Origin of the sequence: Paenibacillus dokdonensis (genome assembly GCF_004916975.1) — a bacterium.
GTDB lineage: Bacteria > Bacillota > Bacilli > Paenibacillales > Paenibacillaceae > Paenibacillus_AQ > Paenibacillus_AQ dokdonensis.
On record NZ_STGQ01000001.1, the window covers coordinates 1799891 to 1823620 of the forward strand.

Below are 23730 nucleotides of genomic sequence, written 5' to 3' on the forward strand. Positions count from 1 at the left end.
CAAGTGAGCCGTAAGAAGAAAGCTGCTCCGGAATGGACGGGGTTTCAGGAAGCGAAGCCCTATGGACCGACTTATGATCTGCGTACGGATTTTGTCATGGTATACGGAATTACTGATGATCTGCCTGAGCGCATTGAAGGATGGAAAAAGGCCGGTTATACGGTCCATTTGATGACAGGGGTGTCATGGGGAGAATACCAGGATTATCTCTATGGCAGGTATGATGGACGGAATCATTGGGATGAAGCTCAAATGGACCGAAACGGAGGACATTTGCTTCATAATGAGGATGTGCCATATATGGTTCCGACTTTGTCTTTTGCAGGGTATCTGTCTTCCCACATCAAAAGGGCAATAGATGCCGGTGTAGAAGCCATTCACATGGAAGAGCCCGAATTCTGGGCAGTGTCCGGATATTCGGATGCTTTTAAGCGGGAGTGGCTCAACTACTATGGAGAAGAATGGTGCCCACCCCATGCTACACATGATGCACAGTATCGGGCTTCCAAGCTGAAAGCAGCAATGTATTACCGGGCAATGGATCGGATATGCAGCGAAATGAAGGAGTATTCACTTACCACATATGGCAGAACGGTTCGCTTTTATATTCCAACGCATAGTCTGATCAATTACACCCAGTGGAGAATCATTAGTCCAGAGGCGTTATTTGCTTCCATGCCGGCTTGTGATGGCTTCATCGCCCAGATTTGGACGGGAACGAGCCGAACACCAAATGTGTACCAAGGTGTTCGCCGGGAACGGACGTTTGAAACAGCATATCTGGAATATGGAATGATGCAAGAGCTAACCCGGGGAACGGGGCGGGAAATGTGGTTCCTTCATGATCCGATTGAAGATAATCCTGCCCACACCTGGGCCGATTATGAACAGAACTATTTGGCGACGGTGACGGCTTCATTACTTCATCCGGGTGTAAGCCAATATGAGGTCTGCCCTTGGCCGCATCGTGTCTTTGAAGGAAGATATCCGAAAGAAGACGGGGATGGAAAAGAAAAGATTCCGTCACAGTATGCCACCCAGCTGTTAACCATCATGCATATGCTTGGGGAGATGCATCAGTATGATGCTAATCAGCTAGATCTCCCTTCCACATCGGGAATTGGACTATGTCTTGCCAATTCAGCGATGTACCAGCGGGGGACCGTGGAAATTCCCGGAGTAGAGCCTGATTCCAGCGCCAGGTATGATGGAACGGAATCGGATGAGAAGATGGGGACGGAAGAACGGAAGCTGCTGGACTGGTCGCCATTCTATGGAATGGCAATGCCACTGCTCAAAAATGGAATCCCGCTGCGGCCACTTCAATATGATAATATATTGAATTTCCCTGGTTACCTCGATGATTATAGGGTCCTATTGCTGAGCTATGAGTTCATGAAGCCGGAGCATCCCGGCATTCATCAGGTTATTGGACAATGGGTCAGAGAAGGCGGCGTCCTTATCTATATTGGCGATGGGGGCGACCCTTATCATCAAGTCAGGGAATGGTGGAACCGGGAATCGAAGCGCGGCGCATACAATCGTCCGGAGGAGCATCTTTTCGAGTCTCTTGGACTTGGACGTACTCCTGAGGAAGGGGTTCATTCTGTAGAGGCAGGAGCTATTATTCTGCACAGGAAGGATCCGGCATCTTTAGCAGAAACATCTGAAGGAGCCCAATTGGTTATAGACAGTGTTAGGCAGGCGCTAATGGTCCGGGATGAAGCGGATGATTTCAAGGGGAATCGAATCCTTGAAATTCAGCGTGGTCCCTATCGCATTGTTCATGTTCTGGACGAAACGCCTTCTATACATTCGGACAGCAGTGTTGTTCTTGAAGGCTCATTCATCCAGCTGTTTGACGCAAGCTTACCGGTGCGGAAGAGAGTGGAGCTTAAGCCGAATGACAATGCGCTTCTCTATGATTTGAGCTTTCTCAGCGGAAATTCGAATGAGCCGCGTATTCTTGCCACTTCATCAAGAATCAGGAATGAGGAACATTCTGAAAAAAGCTATGCCTGGATTTCTGAATCTCCGGAAGGAATTACAATCAGCACCCGGCTATGGGTTCCGCATCCGCCGCTTCATGTATATGTTGATCAAGCATCCATAGACTTTGAATATGATGAGGATACAAGGACAGTTTTTCTGAAGTATCCAGGTGGCCCGCAAGGCAACTGTTTCAAATTAGAATGGGAATAAGAAAAAGTCCGTTATCCGATTCATCCCGGGTAACGGGCTTTTTTGTGCGGATTGATATTTAATGGACATGTCTTTCGATTGATCCCATGGGTTTAATATATGCTATTAGCGATGATCGCCAGCTCATCCTCATCATACAGGGGGATGAATTTTTTGTTCTTCACTTGGTTGGACATCAGCAGAAAAGTCAAACCGTCCTGCTTCCAGTAAAGCGCGCTCATCTGTGAGTCACTTTGAATCCATGTTGGAGCTCCGTTGCTGAGCTTGGGACCGGATTTACCTTCGGGCTCGGATGTATCCTGTGAATTACTTTCAACCAAAATCAGCTGCCGGCCTTGCTCCAGACTGGCATATGTGAGTTGGATCATGTCAAACGGGGCTTTGATGATACTTGCTGCTTTATGTGATGGAGGAAAAGGGGACTTAATTTCTTTTACTTTAAAGGAAACTCTCCCGATGGTGTCATCATAGGAGGGGGCAGATTTGTCGATATCCCATTTGAGCCCTTCGTCAGTGATCCCCATACTCGTGCTATTGGTTGGTTTCCCATAGTCTATTTTTGTTTCTTGCTTGGAGCTGCAGCCCGCAAGCACGGCAAGAGCTATTAATAACCCTATCCATCCTGCATGTCTGTAAATACTAATCACCTCGATTTTAAAAGTGCATCATTTTATAGGTTTTCTCTTTTTGTTGGCCAATCTATATACTCTAATAAACGTCCGATCGAACAAAGAAGTTATGACTTCATTGTCATATTCAATAGACTCCGGATCATTTTTCTTTTGGGAGATTACAAATATCTTCAAATATTATTCATTTTTATATAACCTTTTACATCGGGCCGACATCTAAAGTATAAGCTTTCATAACTCGTAATGAATAATAACAGAAGGAGACCGTGACGTGTGGATATCAAACAGGAAGTGAAAAAAGCCAGGAAAGGGGATCACGAGGCATTTACACGGATTGTGCTTAGCATGAAAATGAAGATGTACGGATTGGCTTTTTCTATACTCCGCAGTAATGATGATTGTGCCGACGCCATGCAGGAGACGATTCTCAAGGCTTATAAATCACTGCATACACTTAAGAAGCCTGAGTATTTTCAGAGCTGGATATTCCGGATATTAATTAACGAATGCAATCAGCTACTCAGAAACAAGTCGAGGCTGGTTCCTGTTGAGAACTTTGATCATATTGCAAAGCATAAGCTGGAAACGGAATATGAAGCCATTGCGATTAGAGAAGCCGTAGAAGAGCTTGACGAATCGCTTCGAATGGTTGTCCATTTATTTTATTTTCAGGATATGTCTATGCGTTCCATCGGTGAAGTGCTGGGAATTAAGGAGGGAGCTGTGAAGGGACGCCTTTATAGGGCACGCCAGCAGCTTTTGCACATTCTTGGTGAATCACCGGAAAGGAGGGTGGCTCATGAATCCGAATGATTTTGAAACCGAGCTGAAGCAAATTGCATGGATTCCATCCGATGAACTGCCAGAAATCGTTGAAAGAAAGATGAACGAGGCATTTAAAGAATTACCGTCTATGCGGGTGAAACGCAGAAGCGGGCTTAAATATGCCTGGGGTACTGCAGCAGCAGTGTTTATCCTATGTCTTGTTCTGCTGGCGTCTGCTTTTGTGTCACCCACGATGGCCAAGTCTTTGAAAGAGCTGCCTTTTATTCACGATCTATTTAAGCTGACTCAGCATATCGGTCTTCAGACTGCCGAAGAAAAAGGCATGCTCGAAGATATCAATCAAAGTGTCACGAAAAATGGTGTTACCATTCGTATTACGAAGCTGATCTATACGGGATCGAGTATTTATTTCGTGTTGGAAGAGGATACTGCGGACCATAAATTCAATAACCGGGATTTCAGCATAAGCGGTAAGGTGAACGGAGAGACCGTGGATATGACGATGTCCCGTGGTCCTTTGAAAAATTATGGCCGTGCCAATGCGCCCTCTGCAACGGTCGTTACAATTAGCCATGCCGAATACAGCTCCAAGGACGGGAAAAAATACAACTTCCCGGACCAGTTTACGCTGAATCTCAAAATTGGACTGGTCGATATGTCGAAAGAAATGTTTCTGTTCGATATTCCCGTAAAGAAGAATGAAACCGCAAGCAGGGTGGTGACATCCAATGATCCGGCCAAGGAATGGAAAAAATGCAAAATTGCCTTGGGAAGCATCGAATTTACACCCGTCATGACGCGATTGACGATGCATGAGGATAATGGAGTCAGAGATTTCAGTGAGAGAGGGCCTCATTTTGGTTACCTGTTGATGGATCAGGATGGCAATCAAGTGGTGACCACCGGATCTTCTTTTGGAACCGGAATTAAGGGGACCGATTTTATGGCCGTGACAACGGATTTGGACCCTTTACCCAAGATTCCGAGTTCAATCACAATAAAGCCTTTTATTGATAATTACCAAACCGGAGAAAAAACCTTTATACCAGAACTTGAGATGTCATTTCCTGTGAAGTAAGCATACAGAATTGCGAAGAAATACTTGCGACGACCGATAAAACAAGACGTGAAGCCATGCTAGCCCCGGCCAAGTGCGGCTTCATGTTTCTTGATCTTTCCATAAAATAACTTTGAAAGCGTTGTTGTCAAAATGAGTTCCATGTGGTATTTTATATGTGTAACCGGTTCCACATTGAGGAGAGAACATGATATGGCAACCATTAGAGATGTAGCAAAGCATGCCGGGGTTTCGGTAGCGACCGTTTCACGGGTACTGAATGAGACAGGATATGTACATGAAGATACCCGCAGGAAGGTTGAAACCGCTATCAGTGAGCTGCACTATACGCCAAATGAGGTCGCAAGATCTCTGTATAAACGCAAATCGAGGCTGATTGGCCTGCTGCTTCCGGATATCACGAACCCCTTCTTTCCCGAGCTTGCTCGCGGGGTGGAGGATGAGATGCAGGAGAACGATTTGCGGATTATCTTCGGCAATAGTGATGAGAATATAAAGAAAGAAAAAGAATACATCCAGACGTTTGTGCAAAATAACGTGGTTGGCGTCATTGCCTCCACGAACCATCCGGATACCGATACATACCGGAAGCTGAACATTCCGGTTGTATTTCTCGACCGGACGGCGGATAATCGCCCATCGGTATATGCAGACGGGCGTGAGGGCGGGAGAATTGCCGCACATGAGATGATTGCCCGCGGGAGCCGTCAGATTACGGTCATGCAAGGCCCCAAGCATATCCGGCCTGCACAGGATCGTTATCAAGGCGCGGTGGATGTACTGAGTGATCAAGGAATAACTTATAACATCATAGTGACCTCTTCTTTTTCCTTTACAGAGGCGGGGACCTGGGCAAAGGAACTATTCGAGCAGCATCCTGATACCGATGGCGTGATTGCCAGCAATGATATCGTGGCGACAGCGGTTCTGCATGAAGCACTGAGGCTTGGAAAAAAGGTGCCGGAAGATGTGCAAATCATCGGCTTTGATGATATTCCGCTCAGCAGCTTGTTGACACCGTCTCTGACGACGATCAGACAGCCTGCTTACGACATGGGCAGGGCGGCAGCTGGATTACTTATTCAATTAATTGACAATAAAAATATAGAACATAATACCATTCAAATGCCCGTTACGTTTACGGAACGGGAAACGACCAGAAAGGTGGAGCAGCAGCATGGCTAAAATTATTGTGGTAGGAAGCTCTTCAATAGATCTTGTCGTAACATCATCGAAACGTCCGGGAGCCGGTGAAACGGTTCTCGGAGAAAGCTTCAAAACCGTCCCTGGAGGCAAAGGAGCCAACCAGGCGGTTGCAGCAGCACGACTCGGAGCGGACGTAACAATGGTTGGACGCGTAGGAGACGATCATTTTGGTGAAGCTATTTTGAACAATTTCAAATTCAATCAAGTTTCTACAGACTATGTGGAACCGGTTACACATATGGAGAGCGGAACAGCTCATATTGTATTAGCTGAGGGTGATAACAGTATCGTAGTGATCAAAGCAGCCAATAATGAGGTAACACCAGGTTATATCGAACAATCCATGGATGCTTATAGTGGCGCGGATATGGTTATGATCCAGCAGGAGATACCGGAAGACACTGTTACTCATGTTAGCAGAGTTTGCCAAAAGCTTGGGATTCCTTTATTGCTTAATCCCGCGCCGGCTCGCTCATTAGAAGATGAGGTTATTGAGAATGCTGCATATATCACGCCGAACGAGCACGAAGCAGAAATCTTGTTTTCACACCTGAGTGTTTCCGAAGCGCTTCGCAAGTATCCGAACAAGCTGTTTGTAACGGAAGGAAGTAAAGGTGTCCGTTATTATGATGGTGAAAGTGAAGTCCTCGTCCCTTCTTATCAAGTTGAAGCTGTTGATACGACAGGTGCCGGAGATACATTCAATGCTGCATTTGCAGTGGCCTTGGCTGAAGGCAAACCGATTGTTGAGAGTGTGCGTTTTGCGAATCGCGCTGCATCCTTATCCGTCACGAAGTTTGGGGCACAGGGCGGCATGCCAACACGTCAAGAAGTGGAGGCGCAAATGTGAGATGAAAAAACAGGGGATTATAAACAGTCATATTTCCAAAGTATTGGCCGATCTGGGCCATACGGATACGATCGTAGTTGCTGATGTCGGACTCCCTATACCGGAGGGAGTTGCCAAAATCGATTTGGCTCTCACGCTGGGTTCGCCAAGTTTTGAAGAAACGGTCAATGCGATTGCCTCTGATATGGAGATTGAGAAGGTCGTCATTGCCAATGAGATGAGCACAGACAATCAGGAAGCACTTCATTATATAGAGAAAAAATTCGACGGGTGTGCTATTGAGCATTGTCCTCATGAAGAGTTCAAGCAGCGGACCCAAAAGGCTAAAGTCGTGATTCGCACAGGCGAAGCCAAACCTTTTGCGAATATCATTTTACAGGCTGGCGTCTATTTTGGTTAATAGGCTTCTGCTTACGAGGTCAGATTTTGCTGTGGAGAACGATCAAGGAGCATTGCTCCGCAAAACTGAGTATCTGCTTACGAAGTCAGATTTTGCTGTGGAGAACGATCAAGGAGCACTGCTCCGCAAAACTGAGTATCTGCTTACGAGGTCAGATTTTGCTGTGGTGAACGATCAGAGGAGCATTGCTCCGCAAAACTGAGTATCTGCTTACGAAGTCAGATTTTGCTGTGGGGAACGATCAAGGGGCATTGCTCCGCAAAACTGAGTATCTGCTTACGAAGTCAGATTTTGCTGTGGAGAACGATCAGAGGAGCATTGCTCCGCAAAACTGTTAGGAGGAACCGTTATGCAGATTCAAATGAAAGGAATACACAAAGCCTTCGGTACGAACCAAGTATTGTCCGGCGTTGACTTTGACCTGCGCGAAGGCGAAGTACATGCCCTGATGGGAGAGAACGGTGCCGGCAAGTCCACTTTAATGAATATACTTACAGGCCTGCATGCCAGGGATGAAGGAACAATCCTCATCGACGGCAAGGAAACGTATTTTGGAAGTCCGAAGGAAGCAGAGCTTCAAGGCATCGCTTTTATCCATCAGGAGCTTAATGTATGGCCGGATATGACGGTGCTTGAGAATCTGTTTATCGGCAGGGAAATGTCTTCACCGTGGGGTATTCTGAAATCCAAGGAAATGAAGGCGCTCGCAAAAGAACAGTTCAAAAAGCTTTCCGTCGACATTCCGCTGAACAGCGAAGCCGGCGAATGCTCGGTAGGCCAGCAGCAGATGATTGAGATCGCCAAGGCACTCCTTACGGATACCAAAGTGATCATCATGGATGAACCGACTTCAGCACTGACGGAGAGGGAAATCCAGAAGCTGTTCGAAGTCATCACGTCCCTAAAAAAGGAAGGCGTATCGATCGTCTATATTTCTCACCGGATGGAAGAGATTTTCGAGATCTGTGACCGGATCACCGTCATGCGGGATGGCCGGACTGTGGATACGAAGGAAATTCCGCATACCAATTTCGATGAGGTCGTTAAGAAAATGGTCGGCAGAGAGCTGACCGAGCGCTATCCGGTAAGAAATCCGAATCCGGGAGAGGTCGTACTTGAAGTAGAGCATGCTTCGCGCAGAGGATTATTTGAAGATGTAAGCTTTCAGGTCCGTTCCGGTGAAATTGTCGGCTTCTCAGGTCTGATGGGCTCGGGACGCACGGAGATTATGAGAGCTCTATTTGGTCTGGATCATCTGGACAGCGGCGAGATTCGCATGTTTGGGAAAAAAGCTGTGATTAGAAAGCCGGTTGATGCAGTTAAGCTTGGAATTGGTTTCATAACGGAAGACCGCAAGGATGAAGGTTTGATTCTGGATTTTTCCGTTCGGGACAATATGGTGCTCCCAAGTCTCAGCGGCTTTACTTCCAAAGGCATTATTTCATCGCAAAAAGAAAAAGTGTTCGTGGATGCGCTGATCAAACGGCTGCAAATTAAAACCCATACATCTGATACCGCAGCCGGAAATTTATCGGGTGGTAATCAACAGAAGGTTGTTATTGCCAAGTGGGTAGGTATTGGTCCAAGACTTCTGATTCTGGATGAACCAACCCGGGGCGTAGATGTCGGTGCCAAACGTGAGATTTACCAGCTGATGAATGAGCTGACAGGCCACGGCGTCGCCATCATCATGGTATCCTCTGAATTACCGGAAGTGCTTGGCATGAGTGACCGCATCGTTGTTGTTCACGAAGGCCATATCACGGGACAACTGAGTAAAGATGAAGCGACGCAGGAAAAAATAATGACGTTGGCTACAGGGGGACAGTAACATGACAACAATGAATGAAGCAAAAACATCCAAAGGCTTTCAGGTCTCGCAAATCACACAAAAGTTAGGACCGCTGCTCGGCCTGATTATTTTGATTATCATTGTATCGGTTCTGAATCCAAGCTTTTTGGAACCGCTTAATATTCTCAATTTGCTGCGACAGGTTTCGATTAACGCATTGATTGCGTTTGGCATGACCTTTGTTATTTTGACCGGTGGCATCGACTTATCCGTCGGTTCCATACTGGCGCTGTCGAGTTCATTTGTCGCGAACATGATGGTAGCAGGCTTTGATCCAATCCTGTCCATCATCATCGGCTGCTTGCTTGGCGGCGTAATGGGTATGATTAATGGTCTGCTGATCACCAAAGGTAAAATGGCACCCTTTATCGCAACGCTTGCAACCATGACCATTTTCAGAGGCTTGACGCTCGTATACACCGACGGTAATCCAATTACGGGTCTTGGTGACAGCATGACATTCCAGCTGTTTGGCCGTGGCTATGAGCTCGGCATTCCGGTACCTGCGATTACGATGATCATTACATTTGCGATTCTGTGGGTGATTCTGCACAAAACATCCTTTGGACGTAAAACATATGCGATCGGCGGCAACGAAAAAGCAGCGATCGTTTCCGGTATTAAAGTATCCCGGACTAAAATTATGATTTATTCTCTGGCAGGCATGCTGTCCGCATTGGCAGGTGCCATCCTGACATCGCGTCTGAACTCGGCGCAGCCAACGGCCGGTACTTCTTACGAACTGGATGCGATCGCAGCTGTTGTCTTGGGCGGTACAAGCCTGTCCGGCGGCCGCGGCCGTATTGTAGGTACTCTGATCGGTGCGCTGATTATCGGTACTCTGAATAACGGACTGAATTTGCTCGGTGTATCCTCCTTCTATCAAATGGTGGTTAAGGGGATCGTAATTCTCATCGCCGTACTTATTGACCGGAAGAAATCTGCATAAGGGAGAGACTCATATGAAAAAGCTAACATTCTTATTGGCAGCGCTTCTGCTCATCTTAACCACGGGATGTTCTCTGGAACCGCCAAGCTGGGCCAAGCCGAAAACAGGCGGGGATATTAAAAATATGAAAATCGGGCTGTCCATTTCAACACTGAACAATCCATTCTTCGTTTCCCTGAAAGATGGCGTTGTCGCTGAAGCTAAAAAGCATGGCATTGAAACGATTGTAGTCGATGCGCAAAATGATTCAGCCAAACAAAGCAATGACGTGGATGATTTGATGCAAAAAGGCGTAAACGCACTGCTTATCAATCCAACCGATTCGGCAGCCATCTCGACGGTCGTCCAATCGGCCAATAATTTGGGTATTCCAGTCATTACCTTGGACCGTTCCTCGGATAAAGGAGATGTCAAAGCACTGGTCGCTTCGGATAACGTGAAGGGCGGTAAAATGGCAGCGGAATATATCGAAAAAATGATCGGCAAGGGCGGAAAAGTGATTGAGCTTGAAGGCGTTGCAGGGGCATCGGCTACCCGTGAACGCGGTAAAGGCTTCCACGAAGTCGCCGACAAGGATTTGAAAGTCATTGCCAAGCAAACCGCGGATTTTGACCGTACAAAAGGTTTGAATGTCATGGAAAATCTGCTGCAGGCGAATCCGGATGTACAAGCGGTGTTCGCGCACAATGATGAAATGGCTCTCGGTGCCATTGAAGCTATTAAAAGCTCCGGTAAAGATATTCCGGTTATCGGATTTGACGGCAACGAAGATGCCCTGAAGTCGATCCAGTCAGGTAAGCTGACTGCAACCGTGGCGCAGCAGCCTGAATTGATAGGACAAATGGCAGTTCAAGCCGCATATGATGTACTTCATGGCAAAACGGTAGAAAAATCTATTCCAGCTCCATTGAAGCTGGTAACGAAGGAATAAAATTAGGTTTGGTCACATTTCTATTGGCGTGAAAATCATGAATAGACCTCTGACGATAATATCGTTGGAGGTCTTTCTATTCTCAAACGGATCGCGCCCAAATCAAATGAATCATGCCATTCCAGTACCGTTCCATGTGTTCAATCTGGAGTCCGGAATTTCGTACGATCTGCTCGATATCCCGATTCCAATTGCAGCCGGATATTTTTCGTGCGGCCGGATTCAATAGCCGCTGGGCTGACTTAAAAAAAGGGTTTCTCCCAAGACCATGCTCTAGAAGATAAACTTGTCCGCCCGGCTTACACCAGCGGCCAATATTACGAAGAACCTGCTTCGGATCATCATATCCGCATAAAGACAGGGTAGAGACAACGCTGTCGAAGGAATGGGCCGGAAAATCGAGAGTTTCAATGTCACTCTCGATCAGAGTCACCTGCAAGTTCAGCTCATCCGCAATCCGCCGTGCGCGCTGCAGCATCATCGGGCTGAAATCTGCGGCGCTTAGGCGTACCCGGTCCATATCGTAATAAGGGAAGTTGGCTCCCGCACCGACAGCGATTTCAAGTACGTCACCCTGTACACCTTCGAGGAGACGTTTTCGCCATGATCCCATCATACGTTTGCGTGTGTTTTCTTCATATATTGCGGATTGCTTGTCGAACTTTTCAATCAATTTTTGTTTATTCAACGTTCAACCTCCTGCATCTTCTTTCTTTATAATGCGTTAATCCTCTTTGCCCAAATCGGGACCTTTCATTACATTAAAAATGCCAGCGGCATATAAGGGTCCTTTTAAGGTGAGCTTAGTCATGATCAGAGCAATGTCGTGCGGGGATTCCCTACGTCCTTGCATCAACCATTCCTGAATGATGCCAAAATGCGCTGAGGTGATATAGGCTACAAGGTACTCCGTGGGCACGAGAGCATTCTCCTTTTTAATCAATGGCGTGATATTTTTTTCGAACAGATACTTCCACATCATGGATTTAAGCAAAGGATGGAAGGCCGGATCTCCTTTGGGTCCAAGTATGGTCTTCAAAAAATCTGCATGCTCATTCATGTATTCAAATACGTTTACGATTTGCGGAACGGGTTTGTCCAAGGACAGATGCCAATCAAGATCAAATGGACGTATGGTGCTGATGATCGCAATTAATCCTTCAATCAGCTCCTGTTCGCTTTGCTGCAGAAGATCATATTTGTCGCGGTAATGGAGATAAAAAGTTCCACGGTTAATAACGGCTCTGGTTGTAATATCTTTTACAGTCAGGGCTTCAAATCCTTTTTCCTCGATCAATTCCGTCAGCGCATGACGAATGACAGCTTTGGTGCGTACAACCCGCCGGTCGGTTGGCTGATCCATGTCTGATCTCTCCTTTACATCCATATTTTCTCTGAAGCCGCCGATTAATGATCACATTCGACGATTCTGTTTATTGTCGTTGAAATCTGCATTGATTATAATAAAGGCGAGAAAGATAATCAACGCTGTGTTTATTATCTTATGGAGGTTAACCAAATGGAAACTACCGTAAAGCTTCAGCAGGTCAGCAAAAGTTTTGGAAAGAAAACCGTGCTCTCCGAGGTGAATTTGAGTATAGAGAAGGGGCAAATTTACGGAATGATCGGTCCTTCAGGAGCCGGGAAAACGACGCTTGTGAAAATGATTGTCGGCATGGATACACCCAATGAAGGCTTGATTGAAGTGTTGAATACAAAAATGCCCAATCTGTCCATGCTTCAGCAAATCGGTTATATGGCTCAATCGGATGCACTATACAATGAACTCACGGGTGGGGAGAATCTGAGGTTTTTTGCATCTATGTTTAAAATGGGCAGGGAGGAGCAGAAGCAGCGAATCAGCTACGCGGCAGGCCTGGTCAATCTCACCCATGAGCTTGGCAAAAAGGTATCGGCTTATTCGGGTGGTATGAAGCGCAGATTATCACTGGCGATTGCCCTGATTCATGACCCGTCTGTACTGATTCTCGATGAGCCAACCGTCGGAATTGACCCGGAGCTCAGACAGTCGATTTGGAATGAATTAACGAGGCTGAAGAATTCCGAACACAAGACGATTATTGTTACGACGCATGTCATGGATGAAGCGGATAAATGCGATATGCTGGCCATGGTGCGTGAAGGCAGGATATTAACCAGCGGTTCGCCGGAACAGTTAAAAAGGCAGTACCAGGTTGAAAGCCTGGAAGACGTATTCCTGCAGGCGGGAGGCCAACAATCATGAGAATACGAGCGCTCATCCGCAGAATCTGTGAGCAGCTGCTGCGGGACAAAAGAACACTGGCTTTGTTATTCCTTGCACCTTTGCTAGTGCTCTCATTAATGTACTACTTGTTCAATCACACCGGCAATGCGGCAGATGCAAAAATTGGCGCTGTAAACCTGAATCCCAAAATCGTAGAAATGATGCAGCAGCAGGGAATGGAAGTTATTTCATATGAAAAAGCAGATAAAGATATTTTGGTAAACGAGCATCTCGATGCGTTGCTTGAAATGCAAGATTCCAAGATACATCTTATTCTAAAAAACAGCGACCCGTCCCAATCGAAAGCTCTTCAAATGAAAATCAGCCAAGCGGCGGCAGCCATCAGCAATTTCAGTCAGAATCAGGGCAATGCTGCACCAAATCTTACATTCACGACGGATTATGTATATGGCAGCGCCGACACAACTTATTTCGATACATTAAGTCCTATCTTAATCGGCTTCTTTGTCTTTTTCTTCGTCTTCCTGATCTCAGGCATCGGTCTCCTCAGGGAGCGCACCACCGGAACGATGGAACGACTGATGTCAACACCCGTGCGCAGAGGCGAAGTGATCATTGGCTATTTGGTCGGGTATGGTATCTTTGCATTTATCCAAACGGTTATTATCGTTATATACGCTACGATGGTACTCGGAATGAATATGGCCGGATCCATCTGGTATGTTCTGCTAACCAATCTGCTGCTCGCTTTCGTGGCACTTTCCCTGGGAATCCTGTTATCGACGTTTGCTTCCTCCGAGTTTCAGATGGTACAGTTCATCCCGATTGTCATTATCCCGCAAATCTTTTTTGCCGGAATATTCCCGCTTGACCATATGGCCGCCTGGGTGCAAGTCATTGCCAGAATTATGCCGTTATACTATGGTGCAGATGCTCTCAAAGATGTGATGTATAAAGGACTGGGGTTTGGTGATATTGCACTGGATCTTGGCGTGCTGGTGCTGTTTGCTGCACTGTTTATCGTACTCAATATTTTGGCTCTGAAAAAATATCGCAAGCTCTAATACCCACCGCAAACACCATTTTGTCTTACATCGTAACGAATGATATAAAGAGGTATATGAAATAGAGCAGAGACTGCTCTTTTTTTTTTGTGACCTGCGAATGGGGTGCATCGTCTAATCTATGTGATGAATAATTGAAAGGGGGACGCCCCGTTTGAATATAGATTTTCTGGAGGCTGAAGTTAAGCGTGCACAACAAGGGAATAAGGATGCTTTTATAGCACTGATTAAGAAGATGGAAGTTCGAATGTACAACATCGCCAGAGCGATTGTGAAGAAAGATGAGGACTGTGCCGATGCGATGCAGGAAACGATTTTAAAAGCCTATAAGTCACTTCCAACCCTGAGAAATCCTGCCTATTTCAAAACTTGGATATGTCGGATTCTCATTAATGAATGCAATACGCTGCTTCGTAAAAAGTCAAAAACCGTATCCATGGCCGAACCGCCTGAAGCGGTCTTTTTCCCCAAGGCATCGGATGAACATATGGATCTCCGTGAAGCGGTCTATCGGTTAGAAGAAGCTCAGCGAACGATTGTGATTTTGCATTACTTTCAGGATATGCCCATACGGCAAATTGCCGACATATTGGAGCTGTCCGAGAGTACGGTGAAGACAAGGCTTTATCGTGCCAGGATAAGGCTGACCCATTGGCTTAAGGAACCTGTAGCAAGGGAGGTAAGGCTGTGAAGGCTATAGATCATGAAGATCTTTTACTGCTGACAGAAGAACCGGTTCAAGAGCTGCCGCACACCATTCGCATGCGTTTGGACGAGACTTTTTTGATGCTGGATGACATTCAACCGATGAAAGCGGAAGAACGGAGAAGAAAGCGCTGGGTTCGGAGGTCACTTCTGATTACGTTGGGAGCAGCGGCCGCTGGAGTACTTTTAATCGGATCCGGATTTGTATCGCCGGTTATGGCGCAGGCTCTGAAGCAAATTCCTTTTATTGAAAGTGTGTTTAAGCAGGCCGGGGACCGCGGATTGCAAAAAGCCAGTGAGGAAGGATTTACGACAAATGCGAATCAAAATATAACCCATAATGGAGTTACCATCAGTTTGTCAGAAGTGATGTACGATGGAAGCCGATTAAATCTGGTGCTGAACCGTGATAAGCTTCCGGTTAAAAAAACATCCGGTTCTGGAAGGGATTGGATTCGGAGTTCAACGCTTGGTTTAAACAACATCGAATTTTATGTTAATGGTTCATGGGTAAATACAGGAATGTCCTTAGCGTCCGGAGGTGGGGAAGCACCGAATGCAATCATTGTCACGGCTCTGAATTCTCCTAATCTGCATATTCCGGACGAATTTGAACTGAAGATGCTTGTTAAACTTGATGATGTACCGGAGCCATTCGAGTTTAAACTTCCGGTAAAGAAAGTAAAGGACGGGAATGTAGTCATTACTCCTGCGGAAATGAAGATATTTGACTATATCCACATGAAAGTTGCTAAGCTGGAAATAACACCGGTAACCACGAGACTGGATATGGAGATTACAGGTGAAAAGGGTCAGAACCTTAGAGACATAGCAAATGCGATTCCGGAAAAGTATAAAATAACGGATTTTATTCAAATTGACTATGATCTAACAGACGATCAAGGTGTTCTGCAGAAGAGTATTGGAGCCAGTGGTTCTGGAGAGGAAGATCATTATTCATACACAACCAGTTATGAGCCTTTTGCTGCCATACCTAAGTTCGTTACGGTTAAACCCTATGTTTATGTAACAAAAACACGGCAGAAAAATTACATCCCTGAGCTTGAGTTTACCGTGCAGGTGAAGTAGATGGACAGTGCAAAAGGATATATGCTGGAAGCGATTCAAGCAATCATCCGTTTTGGATTTGAAAAGATGGATTTGACGAAAATCGATGCTACTGTGGAGCCGGAGAACATAAGGTCCATTCGCTTGATGGAGAAACTCGGGTTTGAGAGGGAACAGGAGCTCAAGGCCAACCTGGTATATTTTTATAAGAGCTGTCTAGAGCAGCCATTAGATTAGAGAGGTAAAACCACTCCACAGGAGTGGTTTTACCTTTTTATGGAACAGATGATTATGATAAGCCGAAGATATGATGAGAGAATGCCGCACCCTGCGCGGTTTTCTCATCTTGTGGAGCAGGATCAGCCTGAAACAATTACACCTGCAGGCGATTTGTATTATAATGAAAAAACAGAACAAATATTCTATGAAATGGTGATGCATAGTTCCATGAATTCGTATAATAAGTCTCTGGACTTTGCGGAAATTGATATAAGTGATGATACGGAGCATAGCAGCTGTTCCTTACAGGAAATGAGCATTCCGGAGCGGAAAGAGCGTCCTGCTGAGGCATCCATTCCATTTGTGAATGCCCTGACGAGAGAACAGCAGTTTATGCAGCAGGCTAAGGTTCTGGCGAATCGGACAGGTGAGCAAGTATCCTTTGTTCCGTTCATGAGCTATTGGCCAATCTATGAGCAAATGAATGAATCGCAGCTCAGCTGGTATTTTTATTGGAGAAGTGAAGTCAGAGGCGGGCAGTATCTTTTTACGGACCTGTCCTATATTTTCGTTTATCTGTATGAGCTGATTCATGGCGTCGGCTGGGAGCATCCCAAGCAGGGATACGACCTGATGATACGGATCTGGGACGGGTATGCGAAAAGGTATCCAAAGCTGAACGGATATATGGCGGATTGGATTTGCGATTTTGTACTTGTCCACCAGCTCGACATCCCGATGATCGATATCCTCTCGCGTTCCTCGGCTTCCCAGACAGGCGAGTTGTTCGATATGGAGCTGATGAGATTATTCTCGGATCATCCAACCTCACTTAGCTTTGAGATGATTCTAACACTCTCTGATTACGATATGCAGCGGAGTAAGTTTTATTTGGAAGGCGGGAGTACGCTTTTGGAGGAGTATGTACCCAAAGTTGTAGCTCTCGTTGACTCTTTTTTACAAAAAACAACCGGTAAAAAGCTGGTTAATACCTTTTACAAGGGGAATGGTAAAGCTACCCAGCGGTACTTATTCCGCAATGCCATCTATGATGCTTCGTTGTATGGGAGAACATATACCCTGCAAATTTCACACCTGCGGAAATGTCCGCCGCTTCGTTATTACATCACGCAGCTTTTGCGCTGCACAGAAAACAAGCTGAGAGAGCTTCAGCATTTTAAAGGCCGCTTACGGGGCGTGACGCTGAAAAGCGAGACGGAAACACTGATTCAACGGTTTTTGGAAAAAGAGTTTGCACCCGAAAAGTCTTCCAAGCCCGTGATATCTATTAATCCTGACCGATTGGCTGAGCTGCAAAGGGATAGTGAAGATGTGCGAAGCATGCTTACGCTGGAGGAATGGGATGAGTCTGAACAAGATGTGGAATTGCGTTCCGAGGCACCTGTTCAGGACCTGGAAGGCATCGTAGGCACAACATCTGATGCTCCGCTCGCAGATATACAAGATACAACCCATTCTGTAGTGCCCCATGAAATTGAAATTCAGGCAGCAGGTCAGACTGTAGTTTGGGATACGGCAGATATGGATGAAGATTGGATCCAGTTCGCCGGGCAGCTGAAACAAGCTCATTTGGATACGCTATTTGCATTAAAAACTCAGTTATCATCCACAGAGCTTGATCTGATCGCTGAACAATATGGAACCATGCCAGCGCTGCTGCTGGATGAGATTAACCAGGCCGCTATGGAAACGATTGGTGACCTGGTGATCGATGGAGAGAGCATAACGGAAGAATATATCGATTATTTTGAAACACTGAAGAGGTGAGAGGTTTGACGGATCTGAAAATTCCAAAGCGCCTGACGACGGCACTTGTCAATTCTTTGACGGCAGGCGTTGTGCCGCGAATCGGATTAGAGCACATTGCCGTCGGCCGGAAGCCGGAAGTTGAGGCAATTCTGCGTGATATGGAGAATATCGCTGAAGGCGGAGCGGCTATGAAGCTTATTACAGGACGGTATGGCAGCGGTAAGAGCTTCCTGCTGCAAACGATTCGCAACTACGCGCTGGACCGTGATTTTGTTACGGCTGACGCGGACTTATCGCCTGAACGCAGGCTGGTCGGGACCAAGGGGCAGGGATTGGGAACCTATCGTGAGCTCATGACCCATTTATCTACACGTACCCGTCCGGATGGTGGGGCCCTTGAGGCTATTTTGCAAAAGTGGATATCCACGATTCAGCAGGAAGCTATGAAGGAATGTGATTTGCGCGCGGGCGACCCCGCATTAAGTCAGGAAGTGGAGCAGCGGATCTTTGCGGTCACTTCCGAGATGCAGAATTTGGTGCACGGTTTTGATTTTGCGCGGGTGCTGGCAGCGTATTGGAACGGTTACAAGCTTGGGGAAGACGATAAGAAACAGGCAGCTTTGCGCTGGCTGCGGGGAGAGTTCCCGAACAAGACGGAAGCGAGAAAAGAGCTGGATGTCGGAGTCATCATTGATGATGATAATTGGTACGACTACATGAAGCTGTGGTCGGAATTTGTGGCGAAGATCGGATACAAGGGTCTGCTTCTCTTTATTGATGAAGGTGTCAATTTATATAAAATATCAAACAGTATATCCCGGACAAGCAATTACGAGAAGCTGCTTACAATGTTTAATGATACCATGCAGGGAAAAGCGGAGCATTTAGGAATATTCTTAGGAGGTACGCCCCAATTCGTCGAAGATGAACGGCGCGGATTATTCAGCTACGAGGCATTGCGCTCACGGCTCGTGGAGGGGCGTTATGCTGGGAATGGATATCGTAATTACACGGGGCCCATTTTAAAGCTGGAGATGCTGTCACATGAAGAGATACTGATTCTGCTGCAAAAGCTGCTGCAGATTCACGGGCTCCATTTTGGCTATACGCCATCATTGAACGATGAGGATTTGATTCAGTTTATGGAAACGGCTGTCGGACGGATGGGAGCGGATGAACTGCTTACCCCTCGTGAGATCGTAAGGGATTTTATGGATTTGCTGCATACGCTGCATCAGAATCCGGAAGCATCCTTCAGCCAGCTGCTGGGTGAGCGTATGGCTTCACCGGCGTCAGCCGGCAAGGAGCAGGATGATGTGGATGATTTTCTGGCGGAGTTTGAATTATGAGCAGCGCTGACAATCAGCTTTTTTACCGTCTGGCTCCGTTTATTCAAGAATTCATTTACCGGAAAAGATGGGATGCCCTGCGTCCTGCCCAGGTGGAAGCTCTCAAAATCTGCATGGATTCTCCCCATCATATGCTCATTGCTGCGGGAACCGCATCCGGTAAAACGGAAGCCGCATTTTTCCCTGCCTTGACGGAGCTGCACGAACGTCCCTCCGCAACGGTGGGAATTCTATACATCGGTCCGCTTAAGGCGCTGATTAACGATCAGTTTGAACGGATTAAAGAGCTGCTTAAGGATGGAAATATTCCAGTGTGGCATTGGCATGGGGATGTATCGCAAACCGAAAAAAACAAGCTGATGCGGAATCCTTCAGGAGTGCTCCAAATTACGCCTGAATCCCTGGAAGGCCTGCTAATGAACCGCCCCAATGCGATTCCAGCGCTATTTCATGATCTCAGATATATCATTATTGATGAAGTTCATGCTTTCATGGGGGCAGACCGGGGGATCCAAGTGCTGAGTCAAATCGCCCGGATTGAACGTATGACAGGCTGCTCTCCAAGGCGTGTGGGATTATCAGCGACATTAAGTGACTATGGCGCAGCCAAGGCATGGCTTGGTGCAGGAAGCAAGCAGCCGGTTGAAGATATATCTGTGCCAGGTGGACGTAAGCTGCGGCTGCGCGTGGAGCATTTTTCATTTCCGGATGCACGAGATGAAGAGCAGGCAGAACATTTGCAAAATGCGCGCAAGGCTTATTATGACTTCGTATACGACAGTACGCATCTCAAGAAAGCGCTAGTCTTCACCAACAGCCGTTCCGATGCGGAACTGACGACGCTTGAACTGCGTAGAGTAGCGGCGCACCGGCATCAGCCGGATGTGTTTCATGTGCATCACGGCAGTATTTCGGCGATGCTGCGCGAAGAAGCGGAAGCAGCTCTGAAGAACGGCCCTGGCCCGGCCGTTGCCGCTGCAACGTTAACGCTGGAGCTGGGTATCGATCTCGGGGAATTAGAACGCGTCGTTCAACTTGGAGCACCCTATAGCGCATCCAGTTTCGTGCAGAGGCTTGGCCGATCGGGCAGACGGAATGATGCTCCTTCGGAAATGCTGTTTGTCTGTCCGGAAGAAGAGGACGAAGATGCCATGCTGCCGGCACGCATGCCCTGGACGCTGCTGCGGGCGATCGCGGTCATCGAGCTGTATGTGCGGGACCGTTGGGTGGAGCCGCTGGATATCAGGCAGATGCCAATCGGTCTGTTATATCACCAGACGATGAGCATTCTGAAGAGTAGGGGTGAAGCAACGCCTGCGGAGCTGGCATCCGATGTGCTGTCATTACCTTCTTTCAGTGAAATCTCTTCGGACACGTACAAGGTTTTCCTGAATTATCTGCTGCAAACGGACCATGTTCAGTGGACGGAGCAGCAAAGTCTCATTATCGGCTTAACAGGCGAGAAGATCGTGAACAACTTCCGCTTTTATGCCGTTTTCAAGGATGATGAAGAGCATGCCGTATACAACGGCTCGGAAGAAATCGGGTCGATCACCACGGTTCCTCCGCCGGGATATTGCTTTTCATTGGCCGGAAAGCTGTGGAAGGTTACGGAAGTAGATACCAAGCATAAGGCGGTTTATGTCAAAGCAGCGCTGGGGAAGGTTGATACGCTGTGGCTTGGTGCAGGCGGAGATGTTCATACGCTGGTGGTTCGGAAAATGCGCGAAGTTCTCGCTGAGCATACCATTTACTCATACCTCTCTCCTCAAGCCGTTAACCGGTTGGAGCGGGCTCGCAGATTGGCCAGAGAAAGCGGGCTTTTAAAATCGGTCGTTATTCCCGCAGGCGGAGATTCGATGTTCATTTTACCGTGGGTGGGGAGCAAGCAGTTCAGGACGCTGGAACGGATGCTCAAGAATAATCTTTCGCAGCGGCTGTCGCTACGTTCCATTGTACCGATGGAGCCTTATTATTTTGTCGTTGCGGGTAAAGCCGACAGCCAAGTGCTGCTAGAGCAAATTATGCAGGAAACTGCAGATTGCACCGATCCTTCATCGCTGCTTGGACCGGATGAGGCACCTTATCTCGGGAAGTATGATGAATTTGTCGCGCCGGAGCTTGTTCGGCAGGCTTTTGCCGTGGATGGCCTGGATGTAGAGGGGCTCAAGCAGGGCTTGAGTCGCCTGTAGTGCAATCCGTTTAAAGAGCCGAATTCGTAATTAACGAATTCGGCTCATTTTAATTTTTGTTATCCATATAACCCTTAAAATGAGAAGATAGATACTGTGAATCAGGTTTCATAAAATGCATTTTTTATACATACTCAAGCGCCGCTTGATATACAGAATTTACTTTCATCGATACACTAAACGCATCAACCAATAAGGAGTGATTGAAATGTTTGATATGGTCAAAATCGGCAGGAACATTGCCAAGCTAAGAAAAGAAAAAGGGATGACGCAGATGGAGGTCGCGGATAAAATGGGAGTCAGCTATCAGGCGATCAGCAATTGGGAACGGGGAGAAACGATGCCTGACATCTCCAAACTTCCTGAACTTGCAGCAACGTTTGAAGTAAGCATAGATCAAATTCTCGACAACCACCATAGTACCAAAATCATCCATACCTTCGTCAACCATAATACATCAGAGTTTTTGAAAAACAACGAAGTTTCGATCGAAGATTTCTCCACCATTGCCCCGATCCTGAAAACAGAGCAGGCTGATGAGGTATTTGGGCAATTAAAAATGAACATTGAAATCCAAGATATAATTTCGATTGCCCCGTTTGTCAGTACCGAGATCATTGACGAATATGCCAGAAAGTCTTATGAAGCAGAGGGCATAGGATCGCTGAAATCGTTAGCTCCGTTCATGAGCGATGAAGCGATTGACGAGTGCGCCAGAAAGACTTTTGAAGCAGAGGGCGTAGAATCGCTGAAATCCCTGGCACCGTTCATGAGCGATGAAGCGATTGACGAGTGCGCCAGAAAGACTTTTGAAGCAGAGGGCATAGAATCGTTGAAATCCCTGGCACCGTTCATGAGCGATGAAGCGATTGACGAATGCGCCAGAAAGTCTTTCGAAGCAGAGGGCATAGAATCGTTGAAATCGTTAGCTCCGTTCATGAGCGATGAAGCGATTGAGGAATGTGCCAAAAAAGCGTTCGAAGCCAACGGTTTCGGGGCCTTAAGGCCGATTGCTCCGTTCCTGAATCAGGACGTGATCGAAAAATGGATCAGAACCGGACTCGAATACACGACTTGATCATAATGTAAACATATTGATTGCCAAAAAAGAGGAGCCGAAGCAGTACGATAAATATCGTCTGTGCGGGCTCCTTTTTCACCAGTTATCCGAAGGAATGATATGTTTGGACACAACAATAGCTTTTGTATTCTTTCATATATGATATCTTTATTAAAGTAATTATTTCTATCTTTTAGGTTATGAATTTCATTTAGTGAGGACGGGTATTCATGAAGCTTGAACGGATCATTTCCATGATCTACATGCTGCTAAATCACGAGGTTTTGTCAGCATCGGTCTTGGCCGAGAAATATAATGTTTCGCAGCGGACGATTTACCGTGATATTGAGGCCATTTGTGCTGCCGGGATACCGGTCGTCTCTTATCAAGGGGTTAATGGCGGCTACGGAATCATGGAAGAATATAAAATGGACAAAAGCCTGCTCGGATCGCATGATGTGAATTCCATTGTGACTCTGCTGCGGAGCATGTCAGCAATTTTCGAGGACGAAAAAGCCGAAGAAACCATACATAAGCTGCAAACCGTACATAAAGAATCGCGGACTCATGCTATGTCGCTGGATATCGGCAGCTGGCGACCCTATAATGAGATGCTCCGGTTGATCAAGGATGCCATTGCCAACCAGCTTGTGCTGCAGTTTGAATATGTAAGCGCCAAAGGCGAGCGAGTGAAACGCTATGTAGAGCCTGTAAATTTGCTGTATAAATACGATACATGGTATTTGTATGCTTACTGCAGATTGAGAAACGGATACCGGGAATTCAAGCTTCCGAGAATGATGTCGCTTTTGGTCACCGGAGAGCATTTTCAGCATCATCAGCACGAACCCAAGCCGGCTAGAACCTATGTTAGAAAAACGAATTCAGAGGACGGCGACAGAAATATTGTATTGAAATTTTCTTCGGATTGCATGGCAAGAGCACTGGACTTCTTTGTTGGAGTTGAGAGGCAGTTCAACGAGGATGGTTCTTTGAATATTTATTTGCAGAACCAAAATATAAAAGAATTGAAGTGGCTAATGCCGATTATTCTCAGTTTCGGAGATGGAGCAGTAGTTCTGGAGCCTTTGGAATTAAGAAAAGAGATCAAGATCATGCTGCAAAAAACTATCGAAAAATATCGGGAAGTATGACATTCAGTTGTCATACTTCTTTTTTTAAGATACTTA

The 23730-nt window shown here is 46.6% G+C and carries 23 protein-coding genes; 20 read left to right on the forward strand and 3 right to left on the reverse strand.

Translation table 11 applies throughout. From position 1 onward, the window contains the following. The first annotated feature begins 3 nt into the window (after positions 1–3). Entirely contained in the window at positions 4–2202 is a 2199-nt protein-coding gene (locus tag E6W40_RS08405) for a hypothetical protein (protein WP_246072920.1), read from the forward strand. Positions 2203–2294: 92 nt separating this feature from the next. On the opposite strand, the gene E6W40_RS08410 is transcribed toward E6W40_RS08405, so the two are convergent. After that, positions 2295–2726: a hypothetical protein gene (locus E6W40_RS08410; RefSeq protein ID WP_168928857.1), complete on the reverse strand. Its 432-nt coding sequence runs from the start codon at positions 2724–2726 to the stop codon at positions 2295–2297. 381 nt (positions 2727–3107) lie between these two features. Here E6W40_RS08410 and E6W40_RS08415 point away from each other — a divergent pair, with 381 nt between their 5' ends. From E6W40_RS08415 to rbsB, 9 genes are all read left to right on the forward strand, one after another. Next, entirely contained in the window at positions 3108–3647 is a 540-nt protein-coding gene (locus E6W40_RS08415) for a sigma-70 family RNA polymerase sigma factor (RefSeq protein ID WP_246072921.1), read from the forward strand. Next, the gene (locus tag E6W40_RS08420) at positions 3634–4698 is read left to right on the forward strand and encodes a DUF4179 domain-containing protein (protein WP_136605074.1); all 1065 of its coding nucleotides are present in this window, start codon (positions 3634–3636) and stop codon (positions 4696–4698) included. Before E6W40_RS08415 ends, E6W40_RS08420 begins: the two co-directional genes overlap by 14 nt. 192 nt (positions 4699–4890) lie before the next feature. Beyond that, positions 4891–5883 (forward strand): LacI family DNA-binding transcriptional regulator, encoded by a 993-nt coding sequence (locus E6W40_RS08425; protein WP_136605075.1) that lies wholly within the window; start codon positions 4891–4893, stop codon positions 5881–5883. After that, positions 5876–6754 carry a ribokinase gene (rbsK, locus tag E6W40_RS08430; protein ID WP_136605076.1) on the forward strand — a complete coding sequence of 293 codons (879 nt, stop codon included), beginning with the start codon at positions 5876–5878 and terminating at the stop codon, positions 6752–6754. The genes E6W40_RS08425 and rbsK overlap by 8 nt, the downstream gene beginning before the upstream one ends. Position 6755: 1 nt before the next feature. Continuing rightward, on the forward strand, positions 6756–7154 hold the full coding sequence (gene rbsD / locus E6W40_RS08435; RefSeq protein WP_136605077.1) for a D-ribose pyranase: 399 nt from the start codon (positions 6756–6758) through the stop codon (positions 7152–7154). Positions 7155–7185: 31 nt separating this feature from the next. Next, a complete protein-coding gene (locus tag E6W40_RS29410) occupies positions 7186–7356 on the forward strand; it encodes a hypothetical protein (RefSeq protein ID WP_168928858.1) in 171 nt (56 codons plus the stop codon). Positions 7357–7503: 147 nt separating this feature from the next. Then, positions 7504–8985, forward strand: coding sequence for a sugar ABC transporter ATP-binding protein (locus E6W40_RS08440; protein WP_136605078.1), 1482 nt, complete (start codon positions 7504–7506; stop codon positions 8983–8985). 1 nt (position 8986) lies between these two features. Beyond that, a complete protein-coding gene (gene rbsC / locus E6W40_RS08445; protein WP_136605079.1) occupies positions 8987–9955 on the forward strand; it encodes a ribose ABC transporter permease RbsC in 969 nt (322 codons plus the stop codon). Between the two features lie 13 nt (positions 9956–9968). Beyond that, positions 9969–10886 carry a ribose ABC transporter substrate-binding protein RbsB gene (gene rbsB, locus E6W40_RS08450; RefSeq protein WP_136605080.1) on the forward strand — a complete coding sequence of 306 codons (918 nt, stop codon included), beginning with the start codon at positions 9969–9971 and terminating at the stop codon, positions 10884–10886. A gap of 82 nt (positions 10887–10968) precedes the next feature. Here the strand turns inward: rbsB and E6W40_RS08455 are convergent, their stop codons facing one another. Together E6W40_RS08455 and E6W40_RS08460 are read right to left on the reverse strand one after the other, a co-directional pair. Continuing rightward, positions 10969–11574 carry a class I SAM-dependent methyltransferase gene (locus tag E6W40_RS08455; RefSeq protein ID WP_136605081.1) on the reverse strand — a complete coding sequence of 202 codons (606 nt, stop codon included), beginning with the start codon at positions 11572–11574 and terminating at the stop codon, positions 10969–10971. Between the two features lie 36 nt (positions 11575–11610). Further along, complete coding sequence (locus E6W40_RS08460; protein WP_136605082.1) at positions 11611–12249, reverse strand: TetR/AcrR family transcriptional regulator; 639 nt, start codon at positions 12247–12249, stop codon at positions 11611–11613. A 156-nt stretch (positions 12250–12405) separates the two neighbouring features. On the opposite strand from E6W40_RS08460, the gene E6W40_RS08465 reads away from it, so the two are divergent. The 10 genes from E6W40_RS08465 to E6W40_RS08510 all read left to right on the forward strand — a co-directional run bounded on the left by E6W40_RS08465 (position 12406) and on the right by E6W40_RS08510 (position 23694). Then, positions 12406–13131, forward strand: coding sequence for an ABC transporter ATP-binding protein (locus tag E6W40_RS08465; RefSeq protein ID WP_136605083.1), 726 nt, complete (start codon positions 12406–12408; stop codon positions 13129–13131). Further along, the gene (locus E6W40_RS08470; RefSeq protein ID WP_136605084.1) at positions 13128–14177 is read left to right on the forward strand and encodes an ABC transporter permease; all 1050 of its coding nucleotides are present in this window, start codon (positions 13128–13130) and stop codon (positions 14175–14177) included. The genes E6W40_RS08465 and E6W40_RS08470 overlap by 4 nt, the downstream gene beginning before the upstream one ends. A 160-nt stretch (positions 14178–14337) precedes the next feature. Then, the gene (locus E6W40_RS08475; RefSeq protein WP_425464940.1) at positions 14338–14868 is read left to right on the forward strand and encodes a sigma-70 family RNA polymerase sigma factor; all 531 of its coding nucleotides are present in this window, start codon (positions 14338–14340) and stop codon (positions 14866–14868) included. After that, entirely contained in the window at positions 14865–15971 is a 1107-nt protein-coding gene (locus E6W40_RS08480; RefSeq protein WP_136605086.1) for a DUF4179 domain-containing protein, read from the forward strand. The genes E6W40_RS08475 and E6W40_RS08480 overlap by 4 nt, the downstream gene beginning before the upstream one ends. Continuing rightward, positions 15972–16187, forward strand: coding sequence for a GNAT family N-acetyltransferase (locus E6W40_RS08485; RefSeq protein ID WP_136605087.1), 216 nt, complete (start codon positions 15972–15974; stop codon positions 16185–16187). A gap of 39 nt (positions 16188–16226) precedes the next feature. Next, entirely contained in the window at positions 16227–17957 is a 1731-nt protein-coding gene (locus tag E6W40_RS08490) for a TerB N-terminal domain-containing protein (RefSeq protein WP_136605088.1), read from the forward strand. A 5-nt stretch (positions 17958–17962) separates the two neighbouring features. Next, on the forward strand, positions 17963–19288 hold the full coding sequence (locus E6W40_RS08495; RefSeq protein WP_136605089.1) for an ATP-binding protein: 1326 nt from the start codon (positions 17963–17965) through the stop codon (positions 19286–19288). Beyond that, positions 19285–21480 (forward strand): DEAD/DEAH box helicase, encoded by a 2196-nt coding sequence (locus tag E6W40_RS08500; protein ID WP_136605090.1) that lies wholly within the window; start codon positions 19285–19287, stop codon positions 21478–21480. Before E6W40_RS08495 ends, E6W40_RS08500 begins: the two co-directional genes overlap by 4 nt. Positions 21481–21688: 208 nt before the next feature. Continuing rightward, positions 21689–22558, forward strand: a complete 870-nt coding sequence (locus E6W40_RS08505; protein ID WP_246072922.1) for a helix-turn-helix domain-containing protein — start codon at positions 21689–21691, stop codon at positions 22556–22558. A gap of 212 nt (positions 22559–22770) precedes the next feature. Continuing rightward, a complete protein-coding gene (locus E6W40_RS08510; protein WP_136605091.1) occupies positions 22771–23694 on the forward strand; it encodes a helix-turn-helix transcriptional regulator in 924 nt (307 codons plus the stop codon). Positions 23695–23730 lie beyond the last annotated feature (36 nt).

Bases quoted from the DNA above. Each gene is read 5' to 3' on its own strand.
- E6W40_RS08425 (WP_136605075.1), top strand. From the start codon at position 4,891: ATGGCAACCATTAGAGATGTAGCAAAGCATGCCGGGGTTTCGGTAGCG.
- E6W40_RS08470 (WP_136605084.1), top strand. From the start codon at position 13,128: ATGAGAATACGAGCGCTCATCCGCAGAATCTGTGAGCAGCTGCTGCGG.
- rbsC (WP_136605079.1), top strand. From the start codon at position 8,987: ATGACAACAATGAATGAAGCAAAAACATCCAAAGGCTTTCAGGTCTCG.
- E6W40_RS08485 (WP_136605087.1), top strand. From the start codon at position 15,972: ATGGACAGTGCAAAAGGATATATGCTGGAAGCGATTCAAGCAATCATC.
- E6W40_RS08490 (WP_136605088.1), top strand. From the start codon at position 16,227: ATGGAACAGATGATTATGATAAGCCGAAGATATGATGAGAGAATGCCG.
- E6W40_RS08440 (WP_136605078.1), top strand. From the start codon at position 7,504: ATGCAGATTCAAATGAAAGGAATACACAAAGCCTTCGGTACGAACCAA.
- E6W40_RS08460 (WP_136605082.1), bottom strand. From the start codon at position 12,249: ATGGATCAGCCAACCGACCGGCGGGTTGTACGCACCAAAGCTGTCATT.
- E6W40_RS08410 (WP_168928857.1), bottom strand. From the start codon at position 2,726: ATGGGGATCACTGACGAAGGGCTCAAATGGGATATCGACAAATCTGCC.
- rbsB (WP_136605080.1), top strand. From the start codon at position 9,969: ATGAAAAAGCTAACATTCTTATTGGCAGCGCTTCTGCTCATCTTAACC.
- E6W40_RS08420 (WP_136605074.1), top strand. From the start codon at position 3,634: ATGAATCCGAATGATTTTGAAACCGAGCTGAAGCAAATTGCATGGATT.
- E6W40_RS08505 (WP_246072922.1), top strand. From the start codon at position 21,689: ATGTTTGATATGGTCAAAATCGGCAGGAACATTGCCAAGCTAAGAAAA.
- rbsK (WP_136605076.1), top strand. From the start codon at position 5,876: ATGGCTAAAATTATTGTGGTAGGAAGCTCTTCAATAGATCTTGTCGTA.
- rbsD (WP_136605077.1), top strand. From the start codon at position 6,756: ATGAAAAAACAGGGGATTATAAACAGTCATATTTCCAAAGTATTGGCC.
- E6W40_RS08465 (WP_136605083.1), top strand. From the start codon at position 12,406: ATGGAAACTACCGTAAAGCTTCAGCAGGTCAGCAAAAGTTTTGGAAAG.
- E6W40_RS08510 (WP_136605091.1), top strand. From the start codon at position 22,771: ATGAAGCTTGAACGGATCATTTCCATGATCTACATGCTGCTAAATCAC.
- E6W40_RS08500 (WP_136605090.1), top strand. From the start codon at position 19,285: ATGAGCAGCGCTGACAATCAGCTTTTTTACCGTCTGGCTCCGTTTATT.